General features: G+C 70.7%; 11 protein-coding genes. 5 read left to right on the forward strand and 6 right to left on the reverse strand.

What is annotated here, in order from left to right:
- Positions 1-136: 136 nt before the first annotated feature.
- The 5 genes from ACX9TP_RS44185 to ACX9TP_RS44205 form a co-directional block, all read right to left on the reverse strand.
- Positions 137-871 (reverse strand): glutathione S-transferase family protein, encoded by a 735-nt coding sequence (locus ACX9TP_RS44185; RefSeq protein WP_482976721.1) that lies wholly within the window; start codon positions 869-871, stop codon positions 137-139.
- 150 nt (positions 872-1,021) lie between these two features.
- Positions 1,022-1,972, reverse strand: a complete 951-nt coding sequence (locus tag ACX9TP_RS44190; RefSeq protein ID WP_482976722.1) for a hypothetical protein — start codon at positions 1,970-1,972, stop codon at positions 1,022-1,024.
- Between the two features lie 284 nt (positions 1,973-2,256).
- Complete coding sequence (locus ACX9TP_RS44195; RefSeq protein WP_482976723.1) at positions 2,257-4,524, reverse strand: zinc-dependent metalloprotease; 2,268 nt, start codon at positions 4,522-4,524, stop codon at positions 2,257-2,259.
- Between the two features lie 181 nt (positions 4,525-4,705).
- Positions 4,706-6,784 carry a prolyl oligopeptidase family serine peptidase gene (locus tag ACX9TP_RS44200; RefSeq protein WP_482976724.1) on the reverse strand — a complete coding sequence of 693 codons (2,079 nt, stop codon included), beginning with the start codon at positions 6,782-6,784 and terminating at the stop codon, positions 4,706-4,708.
- Between the two features lie 111 nt (positions 6,785-6,895).
- Positions 6,896-8,299 carry a M20/M25/M40 family metallo-hydrolase gene (locus ACX9TP_RS44205; RefSeq protein WP_482976725.1) on the reverse strand — a complete coding sequence of 468 codons (1,404 nt, stop codon included), beginning with the start codon at positions 8,297-8,299 and terminating at the stop codon, positions 6,896-6,898.
- A 356-nt stretch (positions 8,300-8,655) separates the two neighbouring features.
- On the opposite strand from ACX9TP_RS44205, the gene ACX9TP_RS44210 reads away from it, so the two are divergent.
- Entirely contained in the window at positions 8,656-9,384 is a 729-nt protein-coding gene (locus tag ACX9TP_RS44210) for a 2OG-Fe dioxygenase family protein (RefSeq protein ID WP_482982325.1), read from the forward strand.
- Between the two features lies 1 nt (position 9,385).
- Here ACX9TP_RS44210 and ACX9TP_RS44215 read toward each other — a convergent pair whose 3' ends face one another.
- Positions 9,386-10,333 carry a helix-turn-helix domain-containing protein gene (locus tag ACX9TP_RS44215; RefSeq protein ID WP_482976726.1) on the reverse strand — a complete coding sequence of 316 codons (948 nt, stop codon included), beginning with the start codon at positions 10,331-10,333 and terminating at the stop codon, positions 9,386-9,388.
- 148 nt (positions 10,334-10,481) lie between these two features.
- Between ACX9TP_RS44215 and ACX9TP_RS44220 the strand changes: the two genes are divergently transcribed.
- The 4 genes from ACX9TP_RS44220 to ACX9TP_RS44235 all read left to right on the forward strand — a co-directional run bounded on the left by ACX9TP_RS44220 (position 10,482) and on the right by ACX9TP_RS44235 (position 14,291).
- Positions 10,482-10,931: a nuclear transport factor 2 family protein gene (locus ACX9TP_RS44220; RefSeq protein ID WP_482976727.1), complete on the forward strand. Its 450-nt coding sequence runs from the start codon at positions 10,482-10,484 to the stop codon at positions 10,929-10,931.
- The gene (locus tag ACX9TP_RS44225) at positions 10,931-11,782 is read left to right on the forward strand and encodes an NAD(P)H-binding protein (RefSeq protein ID WP_482976728.1); all 852 of its coding nucleotides are present in this window, start codon (positions 10,931-10,933) and stop codon (positions 11,780-11,782) included. The genes ACX9TP_RS44220 and ACX9TP_RS44225 overlap by 1 nt, the downstream gene beginning before the upstream one ends.
- 7 nt (positions 11,783-11,789) lie before the next feature.
- The gene (locus tag ACX9TP_RS44230; RefSeq protein WP_482976729.1) at positions 11,790-12,788 is read left to right on the forward strand and encodes an acyltransferase family protein; all 999 of its coding nucleotides are present in this window, start codon (positions 11,790-11,792) and stop codon (positions 12,786-12,788) included.
- Positions 12,789-12,950: 162 nt separating this feature from the next.
- Positions 12,951-14,291 carry an NAD(P)/FAD-dependent oxidoreductase gene (locus ACX9TP_RS44235; RefSeq protein ID WP_482976730.1) on the forward strand — a complete coding sequence of 447 codons (1,341 nt, stop codon included), beginning with the start codon at positions 12,951-12,953 and terminating at the stop codon, positions 14,289-14,291.
- Positions 14,292-14,298 lie beyond the last annotated feature (7 nt).

A 14,298-nucleotide genomic window follows, 5' to 3' on the forward strand; every position in this document is an offset into this window, starting at 1 on the left:
GCCCCTGGGGCCCCTTCATCCCGGGCAGCAGGATGGAGCAGGCGCTGTCCGTGGCGTGCGGCTTCGAGCCGCTGTCGGAGGCACGGACACGACGAGCCACCCCTCCGAGAACCCGCGGTGACTGGGGCAGCGCGCGTCAGCGCAGGCGGTGCTTCGCGTAGAGGCCGTCACGCCACTCGAGCAGGTCCGCGAAGCGCTCGGCGAGCGCGGCGTGGGTCCACACCTCGCGCGTGCCGGGGCCGAGGGGCAGGTAGCGGTCCTCCGGTGGGCGCAGGAACTGGAGCATGGCCGCGCCGTTGATGTCCGCGTAGGTGAAGCCGTCCGCCAGGTAGGGCCGGCCGCGCAGCTCGGCGCGGAGCCGCTCCAACGCGGGGACGACGGTCTCCAGGATGGCGGAGTCCACGTCGAAGGCGGCCCGGTGCTTCCGGCCGATGAAGTGCACGCCCATCCTCGCGGTGGGCGCCATCACCCCCCGGAGGAAGCCGGGCACGAAGCCGGGCAGGCTCTCCCGCTGGGCGCGCGGGTTGTAGAGCATGCCCATGAGCACGCGCGCGCGGGCCACCATGAGCACGCGGTCCCCCGTCTCCTCCCAGCGGGCGTTGAGCTCCGCCGCTTCCGGAGGGAAGAGCGGCGCGCCCGACCCCTGGGCCTCCGCGTGCTTCGCGACGTTGCACGAGCCGGTGATGGCCCCGCCCTCGTCGAGCAGCATGGGAACGGAGGGGTGCACGCCCTTCGGCGTGCGCCAGCGCAGCAGGGGCTCGCCGATGAGCGGCATGTGCTCGCGATAGCGATAGGAGACCCGGTGGTGGTCCAGCGCCCAGAGGGCCTTCTCCGTCCAGCTCGAGTACCGCAGTCCGTAGAGTGTGCGCATGAGGCCCGGGACAGTACGCCGCGCGGAGGCGCGGGCCCAGGGCCTGCTGGCACGGTGACGCGGCGCCCCCCAAGGGCGGGAGGTCCCTTTGCGAGGAGGAGCACGGCCGGCATCGGTTCCCGCCCCGGCCGGCGTCTCCGGACCGGAGCCTCAGCGGTTGCCGCCCGGGCACAGCCCGCAGTCCAGCAGGCAGTCCCGGTAGCCGAGCCCCAGGCCGCACGACTCGGTGACCTGGCACCTGCCGTCACCGCACACGTAGACGTCCGCCGCCAGCATCCTCGTGGTGAGGGCCTTGTAGCGGATGCCGTTCTTGTAGCAATGGCCGTAGTAGGGGCTCAGCAGCCGCAAGTCGCAGTGCAGCTCGCAGTTCCCGACGGGCTCCATGGGCGGACAGTTGTCCTCCATCTGGAGCGGGCCCGGTGAGAGCGCGCACTCCCGCAGGGAGCTCTTGCGCCCGGTCAGCAGCCCCTGGTCGCTGCCCACGTAGACGCCCTCGTCGGTGAAGAGGTTGCCGAAGAAGCAGGCCTCGTGCTCGGGGAAGGCCGCCAGCTCCGCGAAGCTGTAGGGAATGGGCTGGCCCCGGCCGTTCTCGCCCAGCACGGAGATGGCCATGGAGATGCCCCGCTTGTTGGTGTGCGCGGCCAGGCAGGCCGACACCACCTGCTGCTCCACCGTGGTGGCCTTCTGCCCCTGCGCCCAGTCCGGTGCGAGGCCGAGCAACCCGAACCACGTATACGCCCGCCCCGTATGCGGGTCCGTGTAGCCGCGCACCCCGCCCGCCGGCACCGCGCAGCGCACCACGTACCGCATCACCATGTCCGCGAGCGCCGGGTTGGACTGGAACCACGTGCCGAACTGCGACGACGACAGGCCCCCGGTGGACAGCCCGTTGAAGGACAGCCCGTTGAAGGACAGGCCGTTGCGCGACATCCCGTTGAAGGACAAGCCGTTGAAGGACAGGCCATTCGCCGACCTCAGCTCCTGCTCGGCCGTGGCCACCACACCGTCCGTGTCCACGTCAGCGTCATCCACCGGGCCGCAGCCCACCCCGGTCACCATCAACGCCACCGCGAACAGGCTCTCCACATGTCTGGACCGCATGCGCTCCCCCATTGTGAGTCGTTGGCGTCACCTGCCGAGACCTCCGGGGGCCTCCGGGTCGCGCTGTGAGGTCGAGCTGAACGGTGCAGTCCCCTTGAAAGAGTTTCGCGCTGACACCCGATGGGAATTCGTTCCCCCGACTTCCGTGCATGTGTGCGTCGCGCGCGGGACAGCGGCGGCGTGGAGTACCGGACGCTCCCGTGGGACGCCGCTCGTACCTGCGCCGCATTGCGCCCGAGGCGCACGGCCGGTGGCATGGCAGCCCACCGGCCGGCGCCGCGTCGTCAGCGGTAGTACGGCGAGACGGCCGCGGAGATGCGTGCCACCAGGTCCTCGACCTGCAGGCGCTCGTCACCGCCCAGCGACGGGAGCTGCGCGGTGAGCGTGTCCCGCACCTCGCGCAGCGCCGAGTACGAGGCCAGCGTCTGCTGGCTCTTCAGGATGTCCACCATGGTGCGGCGCGAGGCATGGCTGCGCACACCGTCCACGTTGAGCAGGATGGCCTTCAGGTCGGCGAGGACCAGCGGCAACAGCGTGGACGAGTTGGGCGGGTTGGCCTTGAAGAAGCCGCGGTCCGCCGCCGGGTCCAGGTACAGGCGAGACAGGGTGAACCGCGCCAGCTCATCCGCCCGGGCGGCGTAGTGCGGGGGCGCGCCCGCGGGCACCTGGAGCGGAGGCCGGACCTGGGCCAGGGCGAGCTGGTACGCGGTGACCTGCGCCTGCGCGTTACCCGCGCGCACGAACTGCAGCACGGGGTTCAGGTAGTAGCCGAGCAGGGGCTTCTGGCGGTCCAGGTTCGCCGTGCTGTACATCACCCGCGTCATGAGGTCGTGGAACTCGGGGACGTACCACTTCGTGAGCGGGTCATCGAAGCGGTCATCCCGGTTGCAGTACGGGTCCACCGCGGTGTCCGGGTCCGTGCAGAACGCGAGCGTGGGCGGCTGCGTGGACAGCCCGTAGAGGTAGCGCACCGCCTCCACGTCATACGGCCCGGGCGCGGTTCCATAAACGGTGTCCTCCCCGACGATGTAGTCCATCACCGACGTGGAGCGCAGCGTCGTGGGGCCGCCCTCGTACACCCGCGAGCCCGCGAAGTTGTGGCGCAGACCCAACGTGTGGCCAATCTCGTGCAGCACCACGTTGGTGAGGTTGGCCTCCACCTTCTGCTTCTTGGTCAGCGAGGCGAGCGCCGGTGACGCGGACAGGGCGCCCGCCTTCGGCACCGCGAGGTCGCACAGCGTGCCGCCCGTCATGCCGGCCCAGCCCATGCGCAGGGCCGTGTGCGGCGCAGGGACGTCCGTGTGCGCGGCCTCGCCCGCGTCGTCGCTGTAGTCGAGGTCCGACAGCACCAGCCACAGCGCGGGCAGGTACACGCTGGCGCCGCGAATCTCGCCGGTGTTGGGGTTGGTGCGCATGTTCGCGAAGGCGAAGGGCATCCCCTCATCCGTGTCGAAGATGAGGAAGTTCTTGTCGTCGTCCGCGAAGCTCTGCGTGCTGTCCGCGACGACGGCCTCCAGCGCCTTGAAGCCGAACACCTGGTTCCAGCCCTCGATGCCGCGCTTCACCGCGCCCACCACGTCGTACTGCTGGTAGCGCGGGTCGTTCTGCAGCTTGAGGATGGTGGGGGTGATGTTCCACCGGATGGGCTTCATGCCCGGGCGGATGTTCCACTTCACCGGCGTCTGCTCGGTCCAGCCCCCGCTGTTGATGATGAGCTGCTCATCGCTGAGGAAGTAGTGGTCCACGTCCGGCCGCGGCGTGGGCGTGAAGCCCGCGCCCTCGCTGTACTTGCGCAGGGAGAGGGAGAGCGTGCCGGAGCTGCGGTACGGGTTGTTCTCCAGGAAGTAGTGCGCGAGGTCGTCCGGCACGTCCATGTAGCCGGTGTAGACCTGCTCGAAGGAGATGCCGTCCGCCAGGGTGCGGAAGCGCTGCGCGAAGCTCAGCTCCACGTTGAACGGGATGCGCTGGGGCCCGAGCAAGTCACCCACCACGCCGAAGCGGTTGAGACCCGCCGTCGGGTCGATGAGCACGTACTGGTCCGAGCCTCGGGTGCGGTTGAACGGGCCGTGGTCGGTGACGACCGGGTACGCCTCCACCAGGAGGTCCGGGTCGAACACGTCGCTGATGGCCTTGCCGTTCGCCACGTCGAGGACGAAGAGCTTGCCGTTCTGCTCCTTGAAGCTCACCACGCGCGTGCCCAGCGAGGAGGCCGCGTAGTAGAGCACGCCGCCCGGGTGGGCCTGCTTGAGGAACGCGGACATGAACCACCGCTGCGCCAGCTCGCTGCGCCGGATGGCCAGGTAGAAGCTGGTGCCGGAGTCGTCCACCACGCCCTGGAGCTTCTGCTCCACCTGCTGCTTCTGGAATGTGCTCACCGCCCGGGGCACGGCGACGAAGGCGGAATCCAGCGAGATGGGCAGTGCGTCGGCGGGCGCCTCCGGGCTCTCCGGCGCGGGGACGTCCGGAGGGCTTCCGCAAGCGGTGCTCAGGGCCACGGCCAGGGACGCCGCGCCCAGCCACGAGCGATGCAGGGGGAATCGACTTCTCGACATGAGTGACTCCAGGGTGCGGACCGCGCACGATGCGTGGCCCGTCAGCTGGAGGAACGACGTCATCCCGGGAATTTCCCGGCCGCATTCCCCGCACCCCGGGATGCCCCTCGTGGCGCAAGCGCTTCGACGGGGGAGCGATATGCCCTCCACGCGAGCGCGTTGCGCCCCACTGGCCCGACGCTCAGTCCATCAGCTGCTGCGCGAGGTACACGTGGTGCAGCGCCCAGCGGCGCGCGTTGAGCAGCGGGTCCGCGTCGTTGGAATGACCGCCGTCGGTGTTCTCGAAGTAGAGGTACGGCAGCCCCATGGCCTCCAGCCGCGCCGCGAACTTGCGTGCATGGCCCGGGTGGACGCGGTCGTCCTTGGTGTTGGTGGTGATGTACGGCTTGGGGTAGCGCACGCCCGGCTTCAGGTTCTGGTAGGCGGAATACTTCGCGATGAACGCGGCGTCCCCGGGCACCTCGGGGTTGCCGTACTCGCCCACCCACGACGCGCCGGCCGGCAGCTTGTGGTAGCGCAACATGTCGATGAGCGGGCTCTCGATGACGGCCGCGTTGAACAGGTCGGGATGCTGCGTCAGCTCCACGCTGGTGAGGACGCCGCCGTTGGAGCGCCCGTAGATGCCCATGCGGCGCGGGGAGCTGACCTTCCGGCGGACGAGGTCCTCCAGCACCGCCGCGAAGTCGTCGAACGCCCGCTGACGGTGCTCGCGCAGCGCGGACTGGTGCCAGCGGGGGCCGAACTCGCCGCCGCCCCGGATGTTGGCGACGACGTAGGCGCCGCCGCGCTCCAGCCAGAGCTTGCCCACCTCCGGCTGGTACACGGGCGGCTTGGACACCTGGAAGCCGCCGTAGCCGTACACCAGCGTGGGCGTCGTCCCGTCCAGCTTGCGCGTCTTCGAGCGCACCACGAAGTACGGCACCCGCGTGCCGTCCTTCGACACCGCCTGGTACTGGTCCACCCGGTGCGTGGAGGCGTTGAAGCGCGCCGGCAGCGACTTCACCTTCTTCACCGTCTGTGTCCCGGCATCTCCCAGCCACAGCGCCGTGGGCTCGAGGAAGCCCTGGGACTTCACGAAGAAGTGGTCATGCGCGGACGACGTCGCGGTGAGTCCGACGGAGGCGTTCTTCGGCAGCGCCAGCCGTGTCCGCGTCCAGCGGTCCTTCACGGGCGTGTAGACGTCGATGAAGCCCTTCACGTCCTCGTACATGTTGACCAGCAGCCGCGACTGCGTCGCGGAGACGCCGTCGATGGACTGGCGCGGCCCCGGCTGCACGACCAGCGAGGGGCGTGCCGACGCGGCGTCCTTCTTCAGGTCCGCGAGGGCGTACGCGAGCAGCGCGCCCTGCTTGAAGCGGCCCCAGTCCTCCTGGAGCGTGAAGAGGACCCGGCCTGACATGAAGGCCTGGAAGGAGGCCTTCCCCGGCAGGGGTACGCGCGTGGGAGCCGCGTCGCCGAGCAGGTAGAACTCGGACTCGAAGAACGTCACGGCGCGATTGACGAGCACGCCCTGGAGCTGGCCCTCGGAGTCCCGCAGCAGCAGGGGCGAGGCCTGCACGTCCGTGCGCTCGCCGCGGAACACCTCCTGCGCCTCCTCCAGCGGCGTGCCGCGCTTCCAGCGCTTGAGCACGAAGGGGTAGCCGGACTCGGTGAGCGTGCCCCCGCCCCAGTCCCGGCCGACCAGCAGCGTGTCCGCGTCCAGCCACTCCGAGGACTGCTTGCCTTCCGGGAGCCGGAAGCCGCCGTCCACGAACTTCCCGGCCGCGGCGTCGAACTCGCGCACCGACACCGCGTCCTTGCCGCCGTCGGAGAGCCGCAGCAGGCACCGCTGGTCCGCGGGCGGCAGGCAGTCACTGCCCTTCCATATCCAGTTCGTGCCCTCGGTCTTCGACAGCGCGTCCAGGTCGAGCACCGTGCGCCACTCAGGGGTGGGGCTCGCGTAGCTGTCGCGCGAGGTGTGCCGCCACACGCCGTGTGGGTTGCGCGCGTCCTGCCAGAAGTTGTCCACGCCGCCGGCCCGGAAGTCGGGGGTGGGGATGCGGTCGGTGGCGGTGAGGAAGGTGAGCGCCTCGGCGTGGAAGGTCTCGAAGCGCGGGTCCTTCTCCAGCACCGCCAGTGTCTTCGCGTTCTGCGCGCGCACCCACTCCAGCGCCCGCGTCCCCTGCACCTCCTCCAGCCAGAGGAAGGGGTCCTCCTCGGCCAGGGCCACGGGGGCCGTCAAGAGCCCGGTCAACAGCGACGCGATGAACACCCTGCGCATGTCCTCATCTCCCTGCGGTCGAAGGCGGGCCGGCAACACCCCACGGCGCCCGTCATTCCCATGGCTTGCCGCCCCGCCCCGCACACCGGGAGTGTTGGCCGGGAGCGTCCGTCAGGGCACGGGCTTCGGGAAGGCGACCGGACTGCGGTGGCCGTCCTTGTCCACGGCACGCACGCCGAAGAAGTAGTTGTCCTTGGACAGGCCCGGCACCGTGTAGGTGGTCACGTTGCCCACCGGGAGCACGTGCGTCCAGAGCGCCTCCGTGGTTTCGCGGTAGACGATTTCGTAGCCCGCGACGTCCGGCTCGGGGTTCGCGTCCCAGGCCAGCTCGGTGTCGTTGGTGAGCTTCGCGGTGATGATGCGCGCGTTGGCGGGGACGGCCGGCGCGCGGGCGAGGGCGGCGAGCGCGGCGACGTTCACCCGGGCCACCCGGGTGATGTACGCGAAGTCCACGAACTCGGGCAGGTCGCCGAAGACGGTGCCATCTTCACTGCGCACGTCCTGGTGCTGGTGGGCGTAGTTCTCGTGCGGCTCGGTGAAGCGCAGCGCCGGGTAGCCCTGCTGCAGGAAGGGGATGTGGTCCCCGCCCCGGCGGTAGCGGTCCCTGCGGTAGATGATGTTCACCCGCATGCCGGTGGCGCTGTTCTCTCCGACGTCCTTCACCAGGCGCGCGAGCTGACGCGAGGGCGAGTCGTTCTCTCCACCCACCGAGCGGCGGGTGTTGGCCTCCGTGGCCGTCTCGGCCGTGGGCACACCTTCCGCGAAGACGCGGACGGTGAACGGGTCCGAAGAGCCGTCATCCGCGCGCGAGCTGCCGATGATGTCGTTGGTGAACATGCCTGCGATGTTGCGCCCCGCCGCCTTCGCCTGCGTGGCGAAGTACGTGGAGCCGTAGAGCCCCTGCTCCTCGCCCGCGACGGCCATGAAGACGATGGTGGCGTCGAACTCGCGCGTGGCCATGACGCGCGCCATCTCCAGCACGGCGGCCACGCCCGAGGCGTCGTCATTGGCGCCGGGCGCGTCGCAGGTGGGGTTGATGGGGTCGCCGCACATCGAGTCGTAGTGGCCGCTGACGACGTAGACGCGGCCCTCGGACGCGGCCTGCTTCCCCTTCAGCGTGGCGACGACGTTGGTGATGACGGTGGGGACGGGGATGCGCGAGGCGGGCGCCTGCACGTAGCTCTGCAGCTCCACCGTCATGCGCCCGCCCGAGGTGGCGGCGATGGCCTCGAAGCGCGAGCGGAGCCAGTCGCGCGCGGCGCCGATGCCGCGCGCCGGGTCGTCCTGCACGGAGAGCGTGTTGCGGGTGCCGAACGAGACGAGCGTGCGGATGGTGTTCTCCACGTTCCCCGCATTCATCTCGCGCAGCATCTCCCGCACGTCGCGCGGCACCGGCCTTGCCGACCGCTCGTCGTCCCTGCCCTGCGCCGTCTCCGGCTGCGCGGCGCTGGCGAGCCGCGTCCCCCGCGAGGCGTCAGGCCCGGCGCACCAGGCGAGAAACGGGACGAGCAACACACACGAAGCCCCCAGTGCACGGGAGGCATTCCGGACGGACCGCACGACGCCCGGGGACGGGCGCGCTTCTACAGGTCGGCTCACAGTCTTCTCCTCGGGAAACGGGCCCGTCCGCGCCGGCACGCCTGTGCGCGGGCGACAGCCCCGGACAGTGGCGGGACGGTAGCACCTCCGTGGATTCCCAGAAGTCACAGGATTCTCTGCTGCAATGCGCCGTCAGCGCTTCCGCACGCGGAGGGCGCGGAGAATTCGCGTGGCGCCATCATCTCCGGCCGCTGCGCGCACGGGGGCCCGCGCGCTTGCAACGTGCGCGCCCTGCCGTCATGGTCCGCGGCAGCACCGCCCCCGTCACGCCCATGAGCTTCTCGCCGCCCGTCACGTCTCCTTCGGCTGTCCTCTCCGTCCTGCGCGAGCGCGGCTACGCCGTCCTCAGCCGCGCGGGCCTGTGCGAGCTGGTGCACACACCGGCTGCCGAGCTCGACGCGTTGCTGCCGACATGGAACGACCTGCCGCTCGACGGGTACCTGCGGGACGGTGGGCGCTATCGCTCACGCCGGCACTCGTGCTTCGTCGTGGACGGCGCCTCGGTCTCCCAGGTGCCGCACCGCGCGCACTGGCAGCCCGTCGAGTACAACGCGCTGCACGGCGGGCTGGAGCGCTGGTTCGAGCCGATTTCCCCGGGCGTCATCTCGCAGCCCGCGTGGTCCCGGCTGCTGAGCGAGTTGGGGACGTGCTGCTCCGGGTTGAAGGGGGCACAGCCCTGGTACGTGGAGGCGCATCAGTTCCGCATCGACACGACGGATGGCATCGGCCGGCCGACGCCCGAGGGTGCGCACCGCGACGGCGTGGACTTCGTCGCCGTGCTGCTCACGGGCCGCGAGGGCATCAAGGGCGGCGAGACACGCGTATTCGAAGCGGCCGGGCCGAGCGGCATCCGCTTCACGCTCACCGAGCCCTGGTCCGCGCTGCTGCTCGACGACGAGCGCGTGATTCACGAGAGCACGCCCATCCAGCCGCTGGGTGGCACGGGCCACCGGGACACGCTCGTGCTCACCTTCCGCGCGAAGGGCTTCCAGGGCCCCTGACTCACCCGTTCCGCGCTGCCGGACGGTGACCATCCTCCATGACGCCGCCGCGATGGCTTCGCCGCCACACAGTGGGGCTGCTGCCCCGCACCCGTGAGAAGGCGCGAGCGAACGCGGACTCACTGTCGTACCCGACGCGCGCGGCGATGGTCTTCACCGGCGCATCGCTGGACACGAGCAGCGTCGCGGCGCGGTCGATTCGCAACCGACGCAGGTAGTGGCCCAGGGGCTCGCCCAGGAGCGCCGTCGTCCGCTCCGCGAGCACCGAGCGGGACACGCCCACGCGGGCCGCGAGCGCCCCCAACTCCCAGTCCTCCTCAGGACGCGCGCGGGCCTGCACCAGCGCGGCCACGACGCGCTCGTCGCGCACCGCATCCGCCCCGGGCAGGGACGCGCTCGCATCGCGCAGCGCGTGCGCGAAGAGGGCATGGGCCCACGTCGTCGCGATTTCCTGCCGCAGCGAGGCGGACAGCTCATGCGCCCCCGCGAGCAACGTCAGCGTCTCCCGCAGCCAGCGACCGAGGCCGCCGTCCTCGCCGGAGACCACGACCAGCGGAGACAGCAGGCCGAGCCACGGCGCATCCCGTGTGTCGAGCTCGAAGTCGACGATGACGAGGCGCGCTCCGGGCTCCCGCGTGTTCGCCCAGGCATTCGCGGACACCTGGCGCATGCCCTCACAGGCACTGCCGCCGCGCGTGACGTGCGTCGTCGGCGCATCCCGGACGATGTGCGAATCCGTGCGAGGCAGGAAGGCCAGCTCGCCGGGCTTCAGGTGGACACGCTGCCGGGGCAATTCCAGCAGCCCCTCGCCTCCGAGCGTCGCGTACAGGCGCGCCCTTCCGGGCTCCTGGAGCCGGTGCTTGCCCCAACGCCCTGCAAGCTCCAGGTGGGCGATGGCACTGCCACGAACACCCAGCGAGCGGGACAGCTCATCGAACGCGGACATCATGGGCGCAAACATAACACCGGGCCTGGCCGCGGGCCCGCGCCGGACGCACGGAACGGCACTGCGGACGCGCTGCACAGCGGGCCCTTCTACCTTCCCCTCCACACGGAAGGCGCCTTCACGGCGCCGTGACCCCCTGGAGGAGACCGCCATGTCCCACGACCCGAAGCCCCGCAACGCCCTGGAGGCACTCGACGCCCACCTCGCGCTGATTGGCACCGACATCGAGCGTTGGCTCACGCTCTTCGCCGACGACGCCACGGTGGAGTTCCCGTACGCCGTCGGCACGAGCCTGCCAGGCGGGTTCGTGGGCAAGGAGGCAATCCGGGCCTACTTCTCCCGCACGCCGGAGGTGTTCCGGAACCTCACCTTCAGCAACGTGCGCCGCTACGCCACCAGCGACTCGGACGTCGCCATCGGCGAGGCCCATGGCTCCGCGACGATTGCGTCGACCTCGAAGCCCTACGAGCAGGACTACGTCTTCTTCATCCACTGCCGCGACGGACGCATCGTCCGCTACCGCGAGTACTGGAGCCCCCTCCCCGCCTTCGAGTCCTTCGGCGGACTGGCCCAGGTGGCCAGCAGCCTGGGGGTGAGCTGATGCGGGCGCTCGTCCTCGGAGGAACCGGGCAGACCGGAGCGCTCGTGGCCGGTGGCCTGCGAGAGCGCGGCGTCCTCGTGCGGACCGCGAGCCGGAGTCCGCGCGACGGCGACCATGCGGTGTTCGACTGGGAGCGTCCCGAGACCCACGAGGAGGCCCTTCGCGACGTCGAGGCCGCATACCTCGTGGCGCCCGCGATGGACGGGGACCCCTCCCACGTCATGGTGCCGTTCATCGACCGGGCCATCGCGCGAGGCGTGCGGAACTTCGTCTTCCTCTCCTCCTCGGCCGTGGAGGAGGGGCCCACGGGGCTCGGCGCCGTCCACGCGGCGCTGCGGACCCGGGCTCCCGCCTGGACGGTGCTGCGTCCCTCCTGGTTCATGCAGAACTTCTTCGACGCGCGCCACCACCTGGCGCAGGGGATTGCCAGGGACGGGCGGATGGTCACCGCCACCGGGCAGGCCCGCGTCGGCTTCATCGACGTGGCGGACATCGCCGCCGTCGCCGTCGATGCGGTGCTGGCGCCCACCCAATCCGCACCCGTGCTCACGGGCCCCGAGGCGCTCTCGTACGACGACGTCGCGGCCATCCTGTCCGACGCCCTGGGCCGGCGCATCGAGCACCAGGCGGTCTCCGTCGAAGAGGCCCGCGTGCACATGGCCGCCGCCGGCATTCCCGACACCTACGCGGCGCTGCTGGCCGGCATGGAGGGCACCATCGCTCGTGGTACCGAGGACCGCACCACGGAGGCCGTGCTTCGAATCACGGGCCGACCCCCTCGCGCCTTCCGCGACGTCGTCGCACGCCTCGTGAAGCCGGGGTTTGTGCGAGCCCCGCCCGCACCGGTATGACGCCGGTGTGACGACCCCTGCAAGAGTGTCCCTGCTGGAGAACGTGCGCGGCGTGCTCATCGCGCTCGTGGTGATGGGACACTCGCTGGAGCCGCTGCTCGCCCGCGAGCCGCTGGCGCGGGCGCTCTACACGGCCTTCTACCTGTTCCACATCCCCGCCTTCGCCTTCCTCTCCGGGCACCTGTCGCGCGCGGAATGGAGCCGGAAGGCCCTGGCCAACATCGCGTGGTCGCTGCTCGCGCCGCTCGTCATCTTCCAGGTGCTGTACGTGGCGTTCGACGCGTGGGTGCTCGGCAGGGGCCTGAGCCGCACGTGGCTGTTGCAGCCGTACTGGCTGCTCTGGTTCCTGTGGAGCCTGGCGTGCTGGCGGCTCGTGCTGCCGCTGCTTCGCCGCCTGCCGGCGCCGCTGCTGCTGTCCGTCCTCGTCGCCGTCGGAGCGGGCCTGCTGCCGTGGGTGGGCTATCTCTTCGGCCTCTCGCGGACGTTCGTGTTCTTCCCCTGCTTCGTCGCCGGCCACCTGGCCCGGAGGGAGTGGCTGCTGGGTGAAGGCCCGCGGCACCGCGTGCTCGCCGCGGCCCTGTTCGTCGCGCTGGGCGGAGGCGTCTGGGCCATCGCTTCCGGGACGCTCGCGGCTCCGAACCCGCAGTGGCTGTACGGCAGCGCCAGCTACACGGCGCTCGGCGTGGCCCCGCTCACCGGCATGGCCACGCGGCTCGCGCTCCTCGGCTGCGCGCTCGCGCTGACGTGGGCGCTCTTCAGGGTGTGTCCCCGAGGCGACAGTGTCCTCACCCTTCTGGGCGCACGGAGCCTGCCGCCCTTCCTGCTGCATGGATTCGTGGTGCGCGGTGTCGAACAGGCCGGTGTCTTCTCCGAACTACACGGTGTGACGGGTGTCCTGCTCACCCTGACCGGAGGCGCGGTGCTCGCACTGCTGCTCAGCCACCCGCTCGTCGTGGGTGTCACTCGCCCACTCTGGGAGCCGCGCCGACTCTTCGGTCGGGTGTGAGACAGACCCCCGGTCCGCAAGGACCTGTTCTGTGCGCGTGTATAAATGATGCGGGCTTCCGGTACGTAGCGTCCCCGCTTTCTCCAAGCGTGAGGTGTCGTCATGCGTCCTCCCTCTCCCCCCATTACGTCCCCCCGCCACGCCATCGTGTGCGGGAGCAGCATGGCCGGCCTGCTCACCGCGGGGCTGCTCGCGCGGCACTTCGAGCGCGTCACGGTGGTGGAGCGGGATGGCCTGGAGGACACTCCCCTCGTCCGCAAGGGCGTCCCCCAAGGCACGCAGACGCACATCCTGCTCAAGCGGGGAATGGACATCGCGGCGGCCATCTTCCCAGGGCTCATGGAGGACCTGCAGGCCGCCGGCGCCCAGGCGCTGGACATGGCCGCCGACGGCGCGTGGCACGTGGCCGGCGTCTGGCGCAAGCGCGTCCCCAGCCGCGTCACCATGTACTCGCAGACGCGGCCCCTCTTCGAGTGGCGCGTGCGCACCATGCTCGCTGCACTCCCCAACGTGCGCATCCTCGACCGGCACGACGTCACGGGCCTCTTGCACGCCGCGGACGGCACCCGCGTCACCGGCCTGAAGGTCCGCGCGCCCGGTAGCACGGAAGAAGCGCGGCTGGAGGCGGACCTGGTGGTGGATGCCAGCGGCCGGGGGAGCCGGATGCCGCAGTGGCTGGAGGCCCTGGGCTGCCCACGCGTGGAGGAGACGCGCATCCAGATTGACGTCGGCTACGCCACGCGCCTGTACCGCATTCCCCCGGGCTTCGACGCGGGGTGGAAGTCACTCATCGTCTCCGCCGAGCTCCCGACGAACCGGCGCTTCGGCACCATCATCCCCATCGAGGGAAACCGGTGGACGGTGACGCTGTGCGGCTGGCTCAAGGACTACCCGCCCACGGACGAGGAGGGCTTCCTCGCGTATGCGCGCTCCCTGGCGCAGCCCCACCTGTACGAGGCCCTGAAGCAGGCCGAGCCGCTCGGGCCCATCCTCAGCTACCGCTTCTCCCACAGCCAGTGGCGCCACTTCGAGCGGCTGCCCCGCGTCCCCGAGGGGCTGGTGGTGGTGGGTGACGCGTTCTGCTCGTTCAACCCCATCTATGGCCAGGGCATCACCTCCAGCGCGCTGCTCGTGGAGGCGCTGGGCGAGTGCCTGCGCAAGGGCCTGGACGGGCTGTCGCGCCGCTACTTCGCGCGCGCCGGCCAGCTCCTGAAGGTGCCCTGGGCCCTGTCCACCACCGAGGACTTCCGGCTGCCCGAGCTGGGCGAGCTGCGGCCCCTGGGGAGCAGCTTCCTGTACTGGTACGGCGAGCGGTTCCAGCGGCTGACCGCGAAGGACGACGAGGCCGTGCGGACCTTCATGGAGGTGATGCACATGCTCCGGCCGCCCACGTCCATCTTCTCGCCGAAGCTGTTCTGGAAGGCGCTGACCTCGCGGCCCGTGACGGCGGCGCCGCACCCGGGCCCGCAGCCGCTCGCCGTGCAGGTCTCCAAGGCGGCGTGAGCCCCAC

The sequence above is a fragment of the Pyxidicoccus sp. M15 genome (genome assembly GCF_056858435.1).

Coding starts and splice junctions, on each gene's coding strand:
- ACX9TP_RS44185 (WP_482976721.1), bottom strand. CDS start 871: ATGCGCACACTCTACGGACTGCGGTACTCGAGCTGGACGGAGAAGGCC.
- ACX9TP_RS44190 (WP_482976722.1), bottom strand. CDS start 1,972: ATGCGGTCCAGACATGTGGAGAGCCTGTTCGCGGTGGCGTTGATGGTG.
- ACX9TP_RS44195 (WP_482976723.1), bottom strand. CDS start 4,524: ATGTCGAGAAGTCGATTCCCCCTGCATCGCTCGTGGCTGGGCGCGGCG.
- ACX9TP_RS44200 (WP_482976724.1), bottom strand. CDS start 6,784: ATGCGCAGGGTGTTCATCGCGTCGCTGTTGACCGGGCTCTTGACGGCC.
- ACX9TP_RS44210 (WP_482982325.1), top strand. CDS start 8,656: ATGAGCTTCTCGCCGCCCGTCACGTCTCCTTCGGCTGTCCTCTCCGTC.
- ACX9TP_RS44215 (WP_482976726.1), bottom strand. CDS start 10,333: ATGATGTCCGCGTTCGATGAGCTGTCCCGCTCGCTGGGTGTTCGTGGC.
- ACX9TP_RS44220 (WP_482976727.1), top strand. CDS start 10,482: ATGTCCCACGACCCGAAGCCCCGCAACGCCCTGGAGGCACTCGACGCC.
- ACX9TP_RS44225 (WP_482976728.1), top strand. CDS start 10,931: ATGCGGGCGCTCGTCCTCGGAGGAACCGGGCAGACCGGAGCGCTCGTG.
- ACX9TP_RS44235 (WP_482976730.1), top strand. CDS start 12,951: ATGGCCGGCCTGCTCACCGCGGGGCTGCTCGCGCGGCACTTCGAGCGC.